The organism is Neobacillus sp. plas4 (genome assembly GCF_057221695.1).
On the sequence record NZ_CM170152.1, the window covers coordinates 2,378,327 to 2,394,492 of the forward strand.

15 protein-coding genes and 1 riboswitch are annotated in these 16,166 nt (G+C 37.1%); of the genes, 10 read left to right on the forward strand and 5 right to left on the reverse strand.

Annotation, left to right across the window (positions count from 1 at the left end):
• Window positions 1-41: 41 nt before the first annotated feature.
• The 4 genes from AC2TFD_RS11840 (at window position 42) to AC2TFD_RS11855 (ending at window position 3,680) form a co-directional block, all read left to right on the forward strand.
• Window positions 42-1,379, forward strand: a complete 1,338-nt coding sequence (locus AC2TFD_RS11840) for a YjiH family protein (RefSeq protein ID WP_484675695.1) — start codon at window positions 42-44, stop codon at window positions 1,377-1,379.
• Window positions 1,380-1,698: 319 nt separating this feature from the next.
• The gene (locus AC2TFD_RS11845) at window positions 1,699-2,481 is read left to right on the forward strand and encodes an alpha/beta fold hydrolase (RefSeq protein ID WP_484675696.1); all 783 of its coding nucleotides are present in this window, start codon (window positions 1,699-1,701) and stop codon (window positions 2,479-2,481) included.
• A gap of 437 nt (window positions 2,482-2,918) precedes the next feature.
• Entirely contained in the window at window positions 2,919-3,413 is a 495-nt protein-coding gene (locus AC2TFD_RS11850) for a metallophosphoesterase family protein (RefSeq protein WP_484675697.1), read from the forward strand.
• Window positions 3,414-3,437: 24 nt separating this feature from the next.
• Complete coding sequence (locus AC2TFD_RS11855; protein ID WP_484675698.1) at window positions 3,438-3,680, forward strand: glutaredoxin family protein; 243 nt, start codon at window positions 3,438-3,440, stop codon at window positions 3,678-3,680.
• Between the two features lie 22 nt (window positions 3,681-3,702).
• On the opposite strand, the gene AC2TFD_RS11860 is transcribed toward AC2TFD_RS11855, so the two are convergent.
• Window positions 3,703-5,022: a YheC/YheD family protein gene (locus AC2TFD_RS11860; protein ID WP_484675699.1), complete on the reverse strand. Its 1,320-nt coding sequence runs from the start codon at window positions 5,020-5,022 to the stop codon at window positions 3,703-3,705.
• A 136-nt stretch (window positions 5,023-5,158) separates the two neighbouring features.
• The gene (locus AC2TFD_RS11865; protein ID WP_335519797.1) at window positions 5,159-5,281 is read right to left on the reverse strand and encodes a bacitracin ABC transporter ATP-binding protein; all 123 of its coding nucleotides are present in this window, start codon (window positions 5,279-5,281) and stop codon (window positions 5,159-5,161) included.
• A gap of 80 nt (window positions 5,282-5,361) precedes the next feature.
• Window positions 5,362-5,503, forward strand: a riboswitch (cyclic di-AMP (ydaO/yuaA leader).
• A gap of 130 nt (window positions 5,504-5,633) precedes the next feature.
• On the opposite strand from AC2TFD_RS11865, the gene AC2TFD_RS11870 reads away from it, so the two are divergent.
• A complete protein-coding gene (locus AC2TFD_RS11870) occupies window positions 5,634-7,460 on the forward strand; it encodes an APC family permease (protein ID WP_335567732.1) in 1,827 nt (608 codons plus the stop codon).
• A 76-nt stretch (window positions 7,461-7,536) separates the two neighbouring features.
• Here the strand turns inward: AC2TFD_RS11870 and AC2TFD_RS11875 are convergent, their stop codons facing one another.
• A complete protein-coding gene (locus AC2TFD_RS11875; RefSeq protein ID WP_335567731.1) occupies window positions 7,537-7,962 on the reverse strand; it encodes a hypothetical protein in 426 nt (141 codons plus the stop codon).
• Window positions 7,963-8,132: 170 nt separating this feature from the next.
• On the opposite strand from AC2TFD_RS11875, the gene AC2TFD_RS11880 reads away from it, so the two are divergent.
• Window positions 8,133-8,939, forward strand: coding sequence for a histidinol-phosphatase (locus AC2TFD_RS11880; protein WP_484675700.1), 807 nt, complete (start codon window positions 8,133-8,135; stop codon window positions 8,937-8,939).
• On the opposite strand, the gene AC2TFD_RS11885 is transcribed toward AC2TFD_RS11880, so the two are convergent.
• Together AC2TFD_RS11885 and AC2TFD_RS11890 are read right to left on the reverse strand one after the other, a co-directional pair.
• Window positions 8,929-9,195, reverse strand: a complete 267-nt coding sequence (locus tag AC2TFD_RS11885) for a hypothetical protein (protein ID WP_484675701.1) — start codon at window positions 9,193-9,195, stop codon at window positions 8,929-8,931. The genes AC2TFD_RS11880 and AC2TFD_RS11885 overlap by 11 nt on opposite strands.
• Window positions 9,196-9,265: 70 nt before the next feature.
• A complete protein-coding gene (locus AC2TFD_RS11890; RefSeq protein WP_335567729.1) occupies window positions 9,266-10,480 on the reverse strand; it encodes an MFS transporter in 1,215 nt (404 codons plus the stop codon).
• A 199-nt stretch (window positions 10,481-10,679) separates the two neighbouring features.
• Here AC2TFD_RS11890 and AC2TFD_RS11895 point away from each other — a divergent pair, with 199 nt between their 5' ends.
• From AC2TFD_RS11895 to AC2TFD_RS11910, 4 genes are all read left to right on the forward strand, one after another.
• A complete protein-coding gene (locus tag AC2TFD_RS11895; protein WP_335567728.1) occupies window positions 10,680-12,050 on the forward strand; it encodes an MATE family efflux transporter in 1,371 nt (456 codons plus the stop codon).
• Window positions 12,051-12,228: 178 nt separating this feature from the next.
• Window positions 12,229-13,896 carry a spore germination protein gene (locus AC2TFD_RS11900; protein ID WP_420489168.1) on the forward strand — a complete coding sequence of 556 codons (1,668 nt, stop codon included), beginning with the start codon at window positions 12,229-12,231 and terminating at the stop codon, window positions 13,894-13,896.
• Window positions 13,844-14,956 carry a GerAB/ArcD/ProY family transporter gene (locus AC2TFD_RS11905; protein WP_335567727.1) on the forward strand — a complete coding sequence of 371 codons (1,113 nt, stop codon included), beginning with the start codon at window positions 13,844-13,846 and terminating at the stop codon, window positions 14,954-14,956. Before AC2TFD_RS11900 ends, AC2TFD_RS11905 begins: the two co-directional genes overlap by 53 nt.
• Window positions 14,937-16,154 (forward strand): Ger(x)C family spore germination protein, encoded by a 1,218-nt coding sequence (locus tag AC2TFD_RS11910; protein WP_335567726.1) that lies wholly within the window; start codon window positions 14,937-14,939, stop codon window positions 16,152-16,154. The genes AC2TFD_RS11905 and AC2TFD_RS11910 overlap by 20 nt, the downstream gene beginning before the upstream one ends.
• The last annotated feature ends 12 nt before the right edge of the window (window positions 16,155-16,166 follow it).

Sequence of the window (16,166 nt, forward strand, 5' to 3'; positions counted from 1 at the left end):
TGATTGAAATTAGGAAGGTAAATTATACTAGGGGGATGGGTATGGGTGCACCAAATCTTAAGGTAAAGGTAGAACCAAATGCTAAACAAATTTATTCTACTAGAAATATTCTGAAATTTGTGATTTATAGTTTAATAGGAAGTTTTATGTTTTTTATTCCTATTACCTTAAATAATGTTTCTTCAATTCCTATTGATCATATGGTAACGTGGATTAAACAAAGTTTCCCTTCTTTCGTCTCTGTTTATGCTTTCATAGTTATTTTATTAGGGGCTGTTTATCCTTTTATTTCAAAAACATGGAATAAGGACAAGGTCACGATGGTCTTTTCTATCTTAAAAGTACTAGGATTTTTTGTTGCCATTCTTTTATTTTTTAAGGTAGGACCTGCATGGTTGATGGCTCCAAATATGGGCCCATTCCTTTTTGAAAAGTTAGTTGTATCTGTAGGTCTAGTTGTTCCAATAGGTTCTTTATTTTTGGGGCTCCTTATTGGATACGGCTTACTAGAATTTATCGGGATACTAATGCAGCCGATCATGAGACCGATATGGAAAACCCCTGGACGTTCAGCTGTAGATTTGGTAGCTGATTTAGTAGGTGGTTACTCTCTTGGTTTATTAATGACCAACCGCCTTTATAAAGAAGGAAAATACACGGCAAAAGAAGCGGCCATTATCGCAACGGGGTTTTCGACCGTTTCTGCAACATTTATGATTGTGGTAGCGAAAACTCTCGGTATTATGCATCTATGGGGTTTGTATTTTTGGGTCTCATTAGTGATAACATATTTAGTTACCGCACTTACCGCAAGAATTTGGCCACTAAATAAAATGAGCGATGTGTATATTTCGGATAAAGCAGACCCAGAAGTAGTGATTAAGGAAAAGTTTTTGCAGCATGCATGGAAACATGCAATGGAAGGGGCAAACAATTCCTTAAGTCTTGGGAAGAATTTATGGGAAAACCTAAAAGATGGGTTTATTATGACCATGAGTATTCTACCGTCCATTTTATCTGTCGGACTTATTGGTTTAGTTTTGGCTGAATATACACCTGTATTTGATATAGTAGGCTATATTTTTTATCCATTTACTTGGGCTTTACAAATTCCAGAACCTTTCCTTGCAGCAAAAGCTTCTGCAGTTGGAATTGCTGAGATGTTCCTGCCTGCGCTACTCGTAGTCGAAGCTCCTTTAATAACAAAGTTTATTATTGCAACAGTTGCCATTTCATCCATTCTATTCTTTTCGGCATCTATTCCTAGTATCCTTTCAACTGAAATACCGATAAGTATTCCACAGTTAATCATAATTTGGTTTGAACGGACAGTATTAACATTAATTTTAGTAACGCCAATTGCTTTCTTGTTCCTTTAATTGATTAAGCCAAGTGAGACCCTTAGTGAAGAACAACCGAAGAGGCCGTCGTGCGGGCCCGCGGAAAGTAAGTGGATTTAACAAAAATAAACAAAATAGATTAACAGGTCCAAAGAAAAAACTGTTCCGTTTATAATAGAACAGTTTTTTTCTTTTGGAAGTTGATGGATGATGAACTACCTTTTAATTGGCTAAGGATTCTAACTAACAAATGAAGGTATAATAATAAAAACAGGCTTTTATAGTCCATAAAGTGGTTCTGCAAACCTCTTTTATCCTGAAATGTACTTATTAAAATGAATATTGAGGTGAACAGATAATGCCAATGCTGGATGTGAAAGGTGTCAGCCTATATTATAATGTTAAAGGAAATGGAAATCCCATCGTTTTTATCCATCCTCCTTTACTTACTAGTGAAAATTTCAGATATCAAATAGAAGAACTTTCTCAGTATTTTAAAGTTATCTCGTTTGATATAAGAGGACATGGAAGTAGCGAGTATTCTCCTAAGCCAATTACTTATCACTTAATTGCTGAGGATATAGCTCATCTATTAGATCATTTAGAAATAGAAAAAGCAATTCTTTGTGGTTATTCAACCGGTGCCTCTGTGGCGTTAGAGTTTATGCTTACCTACCTAGACAGAGCATTGGGAGGTATCTTAGTCAGTGGAATGTCGGAAGCAAGTGATTTTTATAATCGACAAAGGATTTCTTTAGCAGTCAAACTCGCAAAGTCATCTACTTTTTCTATCCTAGCTAAAGCGATTTCTATTGGAAATGCTGATTCAATAGAGACATTAAAAACATTGTACCGGGCAGCCGAAAAAGGTGACGTTAAAAATATTAATCAATATTTACAATGTAGTTTGGAATATAATTGTACGGAACAGTTAGAAAATATTACACTACCCGTATTATTGGTCTATGGTAAGAAAGACAAATCATTTCATCGGTATGCGAATCTCTTAAAAGAAAAATTGCCAGGCAGTGATTTAAAGTTCATTGATAAGGAAAAACATCAACTACCTACAAAAGCAGCGGGAAAGTTAAACCATTTGTTAATTAATTTTGTCCAATTACATATTAAGAAAAATAAGTAGGAAATTGAAGTTATTTAAGAAAGGTAACAATTGTAAGTAAGGATAATTCGGGTAATAAAGGTTTCCCAAAAAATTTGATGAAAAGTTTATCCATAAAACAACTATACTTCCTATCAAAGCGCTGCCAATAATATCAATGGGTTATGCTGTCCTATCCAAATCGAAAAAACTGCCAGTGTATTGATTTATTAAGCTAAATATTTTGTCGTCCATGAATATGCCTCAATATAACGTGATGACAATATTTTCTCGCGTGTAAGCGTTTTCTTTTTTTGGAAATTGGGAAATTTATTTGTATTTCTTGGGAAAGCGCAAGAACAGACATTTCCTGAGTTTTATTGTCAATTATTGCTGTCGTATGGAAGGTGCTTGAATAGGATATTCATGCATAGTGTCTAACCGAATAATACGATTTTGGAAAGTAGAGAGGAATAAGGATGAAAATTGTCGTAATTTCAGATACTCATTTACCTAAAAGAAAAAAAGGTTTGCCACCTAGATTAATAGAGGAATTGAAGGATACTGATTTGATTTTACATGCAGGTGATTGGCAAACGCTTGATGTTTATAAAGAACTTCAATCTTATGGAAGAGTAGAAGGCGTCTATGGAAATGTGGATGATCAAGAAATCAAGGCAATGTTACCTTATAAAAAAATTGTGGAAATCCGCGGGTATAAAATAGGTATTACCCATGGTCACGGTAAGGGTAAAACCACAGAACAACGTGCAATTGAAACATTTAAAGGTGAAGAAGTAGATTGTATTATTTTTGGGCATTCTCATATACCTGTCATTAGGTATGAAGGGGATCTATTAATTTTTAACCCAGGTTCTCCGACTGACAAAAGAAGACAAAAGCTGTTTTCCTTTGGGGTAATCAGTTTAAGTGATAAAATAACGGCAGAACATATATTTTTTAATGAAGAGTAGCAACATTTGGAGGGAGAGGAACCAATGGAAACAGGAGTAATCGTCTATACTACAAACGACTGCATTGAATGCGTAATGGTAAAAAAAGTACTTACTGAGGAAGGCATTCCATATGAGGTTAGAGATATATCAATAAACGAGGAATACCAAAAAGAAGTAGAAAAGTATGGCTATCTAGGCGTTCCAGTAACAGTGTTAGGAAATAAAACAGTAAAAGGTTTTACGAATGAATTAAAGGAAATTATCGAAACAGCAAAAAAGAGCTAATTTAAATAGCTCTTTTTCAATACTAAAACCCTGCTAGTTTTTTAGCATAAAGCATGTTGGTTTTTAGAATTTCATAGTATAGCTCTGGATAGCCAGCTACCAAGGCAATCTCGTGTGAAGGATGGCAGTGGTCGAGATCAAAAATCCAAATATCACCCAATTCCCCTATAGTTATATCTACGGCTGCATTGGCAAAATGTACACCCATACTTTCTATTTCTTTTAGCGTGTCAATGGAGATATGAATTAATTCCTGATAGGTTAAGGAGGCATGTAAGTCACTTTGCTGCAAGAAATCTCTTACCATTTCTTTTTCAAATTTAACGATAGGCTTTATCTTACCGGCATGATCTTCGGATTGCTCCCCTCTCGTAAGCAATTCCATAGCCTTCCATTGTCCTAAATGATCTTTAACCGTAATAATTCGGACCGTAATGGTTCGATAACCAGGTACATCGATGGATTCTTGAATCAGGAATTCCCCCTCTTTAAAGTATTTACTAAAGATGGAATAGGCCTGATCCCGCTTATAAAACTTGTAAGTCTTGCTTTCCATTTTTCTTAGATTGGTAATAACGAGGGTAGTCGAGTCCTTTAGTATTATATTTATTGCGGAACGATTAGCACAATTTAGCGGTTTGACGATTAAATTTGGAAACTTTTTTAAAAAGTAATAAAGGTCTTGAGGAGAACCATAAAGATTGGTATCAGGAAGATAGCATTTTACCCCAATTGAACTTGCCAATTTCTTATGGATACTCCATCTATTGAATAAGAAATTATTAAAAACAACATCGCCTAAAATCTTTTGGAAATGTTGAATCCAAGCCGTGCTAACAGAAGATGTCATCACAAAAATAGAGGCTGGATAGGGGAAGGTTCCTTCTTCCCATTGTTTTGACTGAGGATTATATAGATACCCTTTAACGGTATGATTTGATTTATCTACATGTTCAAGAGAAAAGACAAGAATGGCACCTTTAACTTCTCGATAATGAAAGACATAATCTAGCAGGTCATTGAGGTATTTCTTGAGTGAACTCTGATAATACCCTACTAGCAATCCAATAAAAGGTCCAATTTGTAATTCATTGCCATTCTGCTTGATTTCAAGATGGCATTGCTGAGGTATATTCAGCATGTCCAAAATGTCTTGAGATAGGCTTGCCCCATTCAAAGGCAGCTGATCAGAAATGTTTACAGTAGTTTGATAGGTTTTTGCACCAAATCTCACCAATCTCCTAGTAGTACGAGTAATTCCCATTGATTCCGCTAATTTTGGATGTAATGTCAAACTCCCTTTGTTGCTGGTGTTATTCGATAGCAGAATAACATTTTCCATTTTTATTCCCCCAATCATTCATACTGGATAAGTTATTGTATGTATAAATAATCAATGTTGTTTTTAAATTGGGGGAGATTCTTACAATTTGGACAAGTGTACCATTGTTATTTTGGAATATGTTTAGGGTAATTCATTACTCTTTTTCTTCATTGGTTTCTTTTTTTTGCTCTTCAGGGACACCGTATAGTTGATTGATCTCCTTAGCTAGTTCATCTAAATATTCATCTGATAATAGGGGCTTTTTCTTTTTAGACATATATTTCTCCAATCTAAAATTTCTTAAAATATTTTAATTTACTTTTACTAAACACAGGAGTATGATAATCACAGTTTCATATTTCTAAATCGCTGAGACCAATTGGTGCGGGGGAACCATTCATATGGATAGTATATCCAAGGGGTGAATCCTTTAAAAAGGTAGGGCTACTCAATGGCCCGAATCCGACAGCTAACCTCGTAAGCGTTAATGAGAAGGAAGGTGGAGCTTGTGAGACAAAAATATTATGTCTACAGGTCTATTTAACTTTGACTTGTAGGCATTTTTTTGTGTTTTTTTCGCAAGATAATAGGTATGAATAACATTTTATATTTACACGGGAGTGGAAACAGTGGTTTCTTCAGTAAAAAGATTATTAATTGGAAGACCTTTAAAGTCAACTGAATTAGGGGAACAAAAACTAAATAAAACAAAAGCGTTGGCAATTCTATCTTCTGACGCATTATCTTCCGTGGCATATGGTCCTGAACAAATATTGATTGTATTAGTAACTCTTGGAGTAGCAGCAATTTGGTACTCCATTCCAATTGCAATTGGGGTTTTACTTTTATTAATTGCTTTAATTTTATCCTATCGCCAAATTATTTTTGCATACCCTCATGGGGGTGGAGCTTATGTAGTATCGAAGGAAAATTTGGGTATGAATTATGGGCTGATTTCTGGCGGATCCTTACTCGTTGACTATATCTTAACAGTTGCCGTAAGTGTTTCGGCTGGAACAGATGCTATTACATCAGCTTTTCCAGCTCTTCACGACCATAATGTGGGTATTGCCATAATTTTTGTCCTGTTAATTACCATCCTAAACTTAAGAGGTGTTACGGAGTCTGCTTCTATATTAGCATATCCAGTTTATTTATTCGTCCTAGCTTTATTCATCCTGATTGGTGTAGGGATTTTCAACATAGTGTCGGGGCAGGTTCCTAATAACTTGCATACCCCGGTAGGAACTCCTATCGCAGGGGTATCACTTTTTCTTTTATTAAGAGCATTTGCCTCAGGAAGCTCAGCACTAACTGGAGTTGAAGCAATATCAAATGCCATTCCGAACTTTAAAAATCCAGCCCCAAATAATGCGGCAAAAACGTTATTAGCTATGGGCGGTTTATTAGCATTATTATTTACTGGAATTGTCTTTTTAGCTTATTATTATGGGATAACGCCAAATGAAAAGGTAACGGTCGTTTCGCAAATTGCTGAGCAAACTTTTGGGCGAAACTTTATGTATTTCTTTATTCAAGGAACCACAGCTTTAATTCTTATCCTCGCTGCCAACACCGGATATACAGCTTTTCCGTTACTTGCAGTAAATCTTGCAAACGATAAGTTTATCCCGAGAATGTTCAAAATTAGAGGAGACCGCCTTGGGTATTCCAATGGCATTATCACGCTAGGATTAGCATCTATACTTTTAATCATATTTTTTAAAGGGCAAACAGAGCACTTAATCCCACTTTATGCAGTGGGTGTATTCATTCCCTTTACCTTGTCACAGACAGGGATGATGTTAAAATGGCTTCGCCAAAAGCCAAAGGGCTGGATGTCAAAGTTATTTATAAATACGATGGGAGCTGTTATCTGCTTTGTCGTAACCATCATGTTCTTTTTAACGAAGTTCGCTCAAGTATGGCCGGTTTTGATATTTTTACCCATTATTATCTTCGTATTTTACAGAATTAGAAAGCATTATGAGGCAGTGGGTGAGCAGCTTAGAATAGATCCTAATGAACCAGTAGTTCCGATAGAAGGAAACGTCATAATTGTTCCAGTAGCTGGAATGACGCATGTAGTAGAAAATACATTAAATTACGCCAAATCTCTAGGTGCGGAGCAAATAATAGCCGTCTATGTTTCGTTTGAACGAGATGATGAAAAGAAATTTGAAGAAAAATGGAATCTATGGCAGCCGGATATTAGACTTGTAACTTTGCATTCACATTACAGGAGTATCATCCAGCCGCTGACTAAATTCGTTGATACGGTACAGCATAAAGCCAGTGAAGCAAACTATAGGGTTACGGTCTTTATTCCGCAATTTATTCCCAAAAAAGGCTGGCATAATATTCTTCACAATCAATCAAGCTTATTAATAAAAGCGTACCTGCTCTATAAAAGGGATGTAATTATCACTACGGTTCCCTATCATTTGAAAAAATAACAAAAAGCTCATTTTGCCTTCTCGTGCAATATGAGCTTTTTAGATAATATGGTCTTTTGTAATGGGTAGGTGCAGGCTACTCATGAATACTAAAAATACATCCAGGTACTTCAAAGGTCCGCCCGTTTGCGGATAATGAAATGGAGCAGATCACATTACCGATAATGGTACCATGTAGGAAATGGATGTTTGATAGTGTTGCAATATCATTAAAGTTGACGCCAGAGGCTTCACCTTGAGCTGACACAATCATTCCGATTCCACCGCCTGAAACAGGTTCATAGGTTGGTTTACCGGGTACAACAGATCGAAAAACAAAGCTATTGCTGGAATCCGTATTGTCTCCATAGAGAATGGAAATGGAGCAGTTTTTGGCTGAACAATCACCTTTACAAATACGCGCAGATACAGTAAGAATGCCGCTGGATGGGAAACGATCAATTAAGGTTTCTACTGGTACAGCAGCAGCGGAAACGACAGCGCTGCAATCACAACTTTCCATAAAACACCTCTCATTAATTCGTAATAATTATTAATATGAAATAGCTTGTCTTCTTGATTGGACTGGCGGGAAATTAAATATTCTAGTTTTAAAATATTTACTAGTTTGAATTAAAGTCCTTTATATTGGGGAAATATGGGTTAGAGTGATAAAGAAATGAGGTATTAAAGATGAAATTTGATTTACATACCCATCATGATCGGTGTGGGCATGCAAGGGGAGGAATTCGGGATTATATTGAAGCAGCGATAGAAAAAGGGTTGAGTTTCATTGGAATATCGGACCATACTCCTTATTTTTCAAGTAGTGAAGACCATCCCTTTCCCCGTATTGCAATGCCTTCAAGTCAATTTCCTGAATACGTTGAGGAAGTCCTAAAGTTGAAACAAGAGTATAGTGGGAAAATAGATGTTCTTTTAGGAATTGAGGCAGATTTCTTCCCTGAGCATGTAGAAAACTATCGAGTATATTTTGACCGTTATCCATTCGATTACATTATAGGTTCTGTTCATCAAGTGGATGGAGTTAGTATTTTTAATAAGAATCGCTGGGAAGGGCTAAGTGCTGAGGAAAAGATACGCACGAAGGAAATGTATTATTCTTTAATTGAACAATCAGCCCGAAGCGGGATGTATCAAATACTTGGACATATTGATGCAATGAAAGGTTTTTATCCCGAATTTTCAACTATCGAAACCGCTGCAGTTGAGCAGACATTAAAGGTTATTGCAGAATGCGATATAGCCATCGAAATCAACACCTCCGGAAAAACAAAATATGTAGGAGGCTGGTATCCAGCAGATGACATCCTGGAAAGAGCGCTATTCCATGGAGTAAAAGTCACCTTCGGATCAGACGCACATGACCCACATCGAGTGGGAGATGAATTCGAAAACGTTCAAGCCCAACTCAAAGAAATAGGCTTCAAAGAATGGGTGTACTTTAAAGCGAAAAAGAGATATGCAGTTAAACTATGAATAAGTGCATAAATGGTGACAGGCACCGAAAAAATGTAATGGCAAAATTGCCATTACATTTTTTCGTGTTTTCTTTTTTCTTTACGTTTTTTTTTTTTGCTATTAATCGAATGAAGTAGATACCGCCAATTAGTGCGAGTAAGTTCAATGAATCACCAAGGTTGATGGTGAGGTTGAAGTTGTTGTTTACTCGGACTGTGTTTTTGTTGTTGTTGGTACTCGGGAGTGATTTTGTTTCCTGGTTTTCTTTTGTCATAGGAACACCTCCATATGACAAGTATATCAACTTTGATATACAAAAAATGCCAATTTAATATAAAAAATTACTAGTTTTCCACTAAGAACGCTTTTTTATATTTCTTAGTTTGAGAATACATGAGTAGGAATACAAATGCACTGCCAAATCGCATAATTGAATTTAATTCCATTGATTTTTGAATGCCAAGCCCTTCTAACAATAGGATTCCGATTTGCGGGGCAATGAAAGCGACAAACGAGAGTAGTACATTATAGGATGTGATACAATACGTTCTCGTTTCGGCTGGTGATTGCTCCAACAAAAGGTTAAACAATAAAAGCACAACACCAGAAATGAAAAATCCGGATAATGCCTGGACACCTGTTAAATAGAATAGATTGGTAGAAAGGACTGTTAGAAAAGGAACAAGCGCCATGCCTAGCGCCGCCCAAACAAGCATAAGCGTATTAGATTTTGCCTCGGCCCATTTTTTCCACAAAGGGAAAGTAAAAATTTGTACCAATTGAGATGCTACTGAAAAGATACTAATCCAAAGGATGGTCGCTTCTGCAATTCTAACATGATAAATATTAAATATTCCCCAAGACATCTGCCAGGTGAAATTAAAGCAAAGGGCAGCAAGTAGATACCATTTGTAACCATGATCTTTAAAAATGGACCAATTCATCGATGTTTTTTTCGTACTAGCGCTCGATTGGGTCTTCTCTTTATGTTTCATTAAGAAATACACTTCTCCTAATCCAAAAAGGAGGACTATGAAAAATAACCACTGATAGGCTGTTGCGTTAGTTGTTTGGTTTTTCATGATAATCCCGATAACAAGAGTTGAAATCATTCCAGCAATCGTCAACAACCGGTTTCGATCACTAAAAAAAGCTCCGCGCCGATCGTCTTTGATCATTCCGCTTATCAGTGTCTGCCAGCCGATGTTTGAAAGTGTTGCGGGTACATTCATTAACGCGATGATGAATAAAAATGCCCATGCTTGATAAGACGTTGGCAAATAGACCACACCTATAAGCAGCAAAAATAACAAACGAGCGGCTAAAACAGACATCGCTACTGTTTTTTTCTGTGTTTCTAATCGATTTAACAAAATGGCGGCTGGAATCGTCATTATGAGTGCAATGAGTGGAGGAAGTGAACTAATCAATCCAACTTGATAATTGGTTGCTCCGAGAATGGAGATAGCAAAGATTGGATAAAAGTTTCCTGCAAGGTTGATAGCGATGATGGAAACCATTCCGTGATAAATACTAATTTTTTCATTATAAGTTCGCACTAAATTTCACCAGTTTTCTTTGATAATAAATAACCATATCATTATACTACGGTATCCGAAATTTCAATAGAATACTTTTTAAAAAATATCCACGTTTACAGCCCGTACTGATGAAAAAAATTTTCATGTAAATCTAGCGGAAATCATGTATAATATTATTTTGGCTTTAAACGTCAGTTTTTTATTAGGAGTTATTTAAATGAATCAGACTTTTACGTTAAAGGATAAGACAAAACAAATATTTGTGATGTTAATTCCTATTTTAATCACACAACTTGGGATGTTTTCGATGGTGTTTTTTAACACGATTATGTCCGGTAGATACAGCTCATCCGACCTTGCTGCTGTAGCCATAGGTTCATCTATCTGGAACCCAATATTTATGGGGATCAGTGGGATTCTGCTTGCAGTTTCTCCAATTGCCGCACAGCGATTTGGGGAGAAGAGGAGCAGGGAAGTAGCTGCAGTTGTACGCCATGGACTTTATCTTTCCTTTATGATTACGATAGTGGTGATTGTACTTGCAATTTTCTTTTTAAATCCACTTTTAGATAAAATGAATCTTCCGAATGACGTACAGGAAACAGCTTTTGACTACCTGGTTGGTCTTAGCTATGGAATTCTTCCGCTATTTATTTTTAACGTGCTTAGATCATTTATCTATGCATTAGGTAATACAAGGGTAGTGATGTATATCTTGCTCGTCTCTTTACCCATCAATTTATTCTTAAACTACGTGTTAATCTTTGGACATTGGGGATTCCCTGAGCTCGGCGGGGCAGGTGCAGGATACGCCACCTCGATCACCGAATGGTTGATTACTGGAATGACGGTATTCTTTGTAAAAACACAAGAACCTTTTTCGGGTTTTTCTATTTTCAAGAATTTGAAACAATTCTCATGGGAAGAGTGTAAGGAAATATTGAAAATCGGCGTACCGATGGGTCTATCAACGTTTTTTGAAGTGAGTATGTTTGCGGTCGTAACGATTCTTTTAAGTAAATTTAATGTAACCACCATTGCCGCCTATCAATCTGCATTGAACATTGTATCTTTCCTATACATGATTCCGATTAGTATTTCAATGGCGCAGACCGTTTTAGTAGGATATGAAGTCGGAGCCCGCCGGTACAAGGATGCAAAAATCTATAGCTGGCTGGGAATCTATCTAGCTATTCTGACGGCCCTGATTACTGGCGTGTTAGTGGTATTGTTCCGTTATCAAGTCGCAGGATTTTATTCAAATGAAGTGGAGGTCATCAATTTAACGGCACACTTCCTAATCTATGCACTGTTCTTCCAAATTAGTGACGCGATTCAAGTCACAGCACAGGCGGCATTAAGAGGCTACAAAGATGTCAACATTGCCTTTATCATGACCCTAATTGCTTACTGGCTCATTTGCCTTCCGCTTGGATATAGTCTGGCTCAATTTACGAACCTCGGAGCGACAGGTTATTGGCTTGGATTAACAGCTGGGCTGTTTGCGGCAGGGATCGCTTTATCATGGAGACTTATTTACATTCAAAAAAGGAAATTCATCGATACACAAAAATTAGAAGCAGTATAATCTGAAAAAGTCTTACTCTAGCGATTAGAGTAAGATTTTTTATTAGGGAGCAATTTTGTTCCAAAATAAATAGTTAAACAGAGGATTACATGGCCTCTGTTTTTTTATTTTTATTCGCAATTGTTTGAAGGAATAAAATTGAGGAACTGGTAAAAATTAAAAATTAGGAGGTGGAAGTGTGTCCTTATTTCGAACAAAGAAACGAAATGTGAAAAAACCACAATTGATAACTCCGAGTAAATTGGTTTCAGAAAAGGGAAACACACCAACTTCTAGTTCATTATCGGAGACAGAGAAGCAAATAAAAGAAATTCTTGGTAATAATGAAGATTTAAGGATAAAAAATTTTAAAATTTTTGGTAAGTTCTCAGCGGCTTGTGTGTATTTTTCAAGTTTAGTTGATAAGGATTCACTTAATAAGGATATACTAAAGTCCCTCATGTATGAACCTGAACATTTAATGGGGAAAGAAAAACCACTTATTCATTTAATCGATATGATTCTAACAGAAACGCTTTATCATAGTGAGGCAAAGGTTGGGGAGTGTATTGACGAATTAATTGAGCTTTTGCTTCGCGGTGAAACCGTGATTTTTATTGATGGATTAAAGGAAGCCATTCATATTGGAACACGAAAAGTTGAAAAAAGAGCGATTGACCAACCGCAAACAGAACAAGTCATACTAGGACCACGGGAAGGTTTTATTGAAAGTATCGCTACCAATGTTGCCTTATTGAGATACAGACTTCCGACTCCGGACTTCCAAGTAAAAACAATGACAATCGGCCGGCTGACAAAATCAACGGTGGCCATTTGTTATCTAAAAGGAATAGCCAATGAGACGGTAATCAAAGAGGTGGAAAAAAGGCTATCAGAGATTAATATTGATGCCATTCTTGATGTGGGGTATCTCGAACAATTTATTGAAGATAATCCTTTTTCACCATTTCCACAGACCCAAACCACTGAAAGACCAGATAAGACGGTGGCGAATTTAATAGAGGGGCGTGTCGCGATTCTTGTCGATGGGTCTCCCTTTTCTTTATTGGTTCCAGTCGTTTTCAATCAATTCTACCAAACAACAGAAGATTATTCGTCAAGGTTCCTAATGGGAAGTTTTGTTCGACTGGCCCGGATATTGGCCTTAGTGTTTTCACTTATTTTTCCGTCACTTTATGTATCCTTGATTTCATTTAATCCAGAACTACTGCCGACAGAATTTGCAGTAGCCCTTGCTGGTGGTCGGGCAGGTGTTCCTTATCCCGCTGTGATCGAGGTTTTGATTATTGAAGTCGCGATGGAAATATTACGAGAAGCCACCGTGCGGCTCCCTAAACAAGTAGGTGGAGCCTTATCCATCGTTGGGGTGCTGGTAATTGGACAGGCAGCTGTTGAAGCGGGATTATCAAGCCCGATTACGGTAGTGGTTATCGCCTTAACAACAATTGGTTCGTTTGCAACGCCAACCTATACAGCGGCATTTGCCCTAAGGATGCTAAGATTTCCAATCATGATTTTGGCCGGTATTTTCGGACTATACGGGGTAATGGTAGGGGTTATCTTTATTTTTAATCACATGCTTTCATTAAAATCGTTTGGAGTCCCCTATATGGCACCTGTTTCTCCAGAGGACTATCAGGGGATGAAAGATGTTGTAATACGCAGTCCGTTATGGTGGATGCCAAAAAGGCCCAACTTTCTTCATCCCACTAACCGATCTAGACTTTCAGAAAAAGATAATAAGATTTTAGAGCATAACAAACTTGGAAATGATCAGCGGGAGGGTACAAGCAATGGGGGATCCGAAGGAGATTACAGCACTTCAAGCCACAACAATCTTAATTAGTACCATTATTGGTGTAGGCGTTCTCCCGTTACCTTTATTTGCTGTCAGAGCAGGGGAAACAAGTGCACCGTTTGTCACTTTAACTGGTATTGTTTTGGCAGCAATTGGATTAATGATTGTAACCTATCTTGGGATTCGCCACCCGCAAAAAACGATTATCACCTATAGTCAAGATATAATTGGGAAATGGCTGGGCAGGATTTTTAGTATATTTGTCATCTTCTTCTTTTTAATATTAACTAGTCTGACTGCACGTGAATTCGGGGCGGTTGTCGTAACGGCAGTATTAAGAGAAACTCCTTTGGAGGTAACCGTTATTGTCATGCTTTTATTGGCATCCATTAGCTGTCGGAACAATATCAATGTTTTTGCATATATCCATAATCTTTATGTACCGATGATATTGGCCCCTGTTTTAATTGTTGTGGCATTTTCATTGAAAAATGCCAATCTCTTATATTTACGTCCGATATTTGTTGGAAATGATATTTGGCATATGGCCGGAGGTATGCTAACAGTGTCAGCGCTATTTCAGGGGTCGTTCATTATTACGATGATCATTCCCTCCATGAAATCGCCCAAAAAAGCGATGAAGGCTAGTTTTTGGGGCATCCTTGTTTCAGGAGGCTTATACCTTTTGATTGTGATTGCTACTGTAGCTATTTTTGGACCAGAAGAAATCAAACAAATCTTTTGGCCCACGTTAGAACTGGCTCGGACGACAGCAGTACCGGGAAATATCCTGCAAAGGTTGGATATCATTTTTTTGGCGGTCTGGGTGTTGGCTGTTTTTACTACTTTATTCTCAAGTTATTACTTTACCATCCATTCGATTAAAGAGCTTTTCAGACTAAAGGATCATAAGGTACTCTCTTATTTTATTTTGCCATTTGTGTTTTTTTTGGCAATGGCGCCGCAAAACATTTTACATATGTATGAAATTATTCAATTTATCGGGAGAGCTGGGTTGCTGATTACGATTATATATCCGGCATTCCTTTTACTAATAGATTTCCTCAAGAGCTGGAGGAGGAAAAAAAATGTGGCAAAATCATCGTAATATAATCGCCGTAATGCTTTTTTTCTTTCTTATACCTTTACTTACAGGCTGCTGGGACAGTAAAGAAATTGAACAAAGAGCCAATGTTTTGGCAATTGGAGTGGATATAGCAAATGAGAAAGAGAGAAAAAAGGAAGAAGAAATCTCTCATTTGAGCAAAAAGTTTCCGATTCCTGATGAAGAAATGATTAAGGTTACGGCACAAATTGCAGTCCCTGGAAGAATACCACTGGGGCCGCAGCAGCCTGGAGGTTCTGTTAAGCCAGTATTGGTAGTAGAGGTTGTTGGCCATACCTTTCAGGATGCCATGTTAAGTTTACAGCAGGAAATTGCAGAGGTATTGTTTCTTGGACATTTACGGATTATGGTTTTAAGTGAGGAAGTAGCAAAATCAGGAACAAGTCGTTTTAATGATTTTCTAAGACGTAATCCCGAAATTCGCAGAACAGCCTCACTAGTAGTGTCAAAGGAATCAGCTTCAAAATATATGAACCTAACCCCAGAACTGGAACGTATTCCCTCACTTTACCTAGCGAACATGGTTGATAATTTATCCTCAATAGGGAAATTTCCGCCCAGTTTTATCGGACTTTTTTGGACCATCTATTCTAGTAAAGGGCAGGCTCCTTACCTCCCGTACTTAGAACTAAAAGGTAAGTCTACCATACAACTTAACGGTCTTGCCTATTTTAATGGTGATAAAATGGTCGGAAAGACAAATCCACTGGAAATAGGTGTGTATATGGCTGTAATAGGAATTGGTAGAGGCGGGTATGGTGCCTTTGTAGAAGTACCTGGCAAGGATGAAACCGTTTTAGTTAGAGCTGTAAGCAGAAAAACGAGAACAAAAGTTAGGCTTAAGAATGGTAAACCTCATGTCTCCATCAAGATTCAGTATGAAGCGGAGATTGATGAAAAGGAAAGTGCAAACATACAGCTATCAGATTCAGACATAATAAAAAAAATTGAAAAACAAACTTCTAAAAATATCAAAAAGTCTATTGAAAAATTAATAGCAAAGACTCAAAAAAAGAAGGCTGATATCTTTGGTTTTGGTGAACATTTTCGAGCGAAATTACCGCAATATTGGAACAAAGACGTAAAAACAAAAGGTAAATGGAGTGATATTTACCAGAATGTTACCTTTGATGTAAAGGTTGATTCCCATATTCACCGAGTTGGAATGAAATCTAAGTAATTGGTTGAAAGG

Bases quoted from the DNA above. Each gene is read 5' to 3' on its own strand.
- AC2TFD_RS11905 (WP_335567727.1), top strand. From the start codon at position 13,844: ATGGGGGATCCGAAGGAGATTACAGCACTTCAAGCCACAACAATCTTA.
- AC2TFD_RS11875 (WP_335567731.1), bottom strand. From the start codon at position 7,962: ATGGAAAGTTGTGATTGCAGCGCTGTCGTTTCCGCTGCTGCTGTACCA.
- AC2TFD_RS11840 (WP_484675695.1), top strand. From the start codon at position 42: ATGGGTGCACCAAATCTTAAGGTAAAGGTAGAACCAAATGCTAAACAA.
- AC2TFD_RS11850 (WP_484675697.1), top strand. From the start codon at position 2,919: ATGAAAATTGTCGTAATTTCAGATACTCATTTACCTAAAAGAAAAAAA.
- AC2TFD_RS11860 (WP_484675699.1), bottom strand. From the start codon at position 5,022: ATGGAAAATGTTATTCTGCTATCGAATAACACCAGCAACAAAGGGAGT.
- AC2TFD_RS11855 (WP_484675698.1), top strand. From the start codon at position 3,438: ATGGAAACAGGAGTAATCGTCTATACTACAAACGACTGCATTGAATGC.
- AC2TFD_RS11885 (WP_484675701.1), bottom strand. From the start codon at position 9,195: ATGACAAAAGAAAACCAGGAAACAAAATCACTCCCGAGTACCAACAAC.
- AC2TFD_RS11845 (WP_484675696.1), top strand. From the start codon at position 1,699: ATGCCAATGCTGGATGTGAAAGGTGTCAGCCTATATTATAATGTTAAA.
- AC2TFD_RS11880 (WP_484675700.1), top strand. From the start codon at position 8,133: ATGAAATTTGATTTACATACCCATCATGATCGGTGTGGGCATGCAAGG.
- AC2TFD_RS11895 (WP_335567728.1), top strand. From the start codon at position 10,680: ATGAATCAGACTTTTACGTTAAAGGATAAGACAAAACAAATATTTGTG.
- AC2TFD_RS11865 (WP_335519797.1), bottom strand. From the start codon at position 5,281: ATGTCTAAAAAGAAAAAGCCCCTATTATCAGATGAATATTTAGATGAA.
- AC2TFD_RS11910 (WP_335567726.1), top strand. From the start codon at position 14,937: ATGTGGCAAAATCATCGTAATATAATCGCCGTAATGCTTTTTTTCTTT.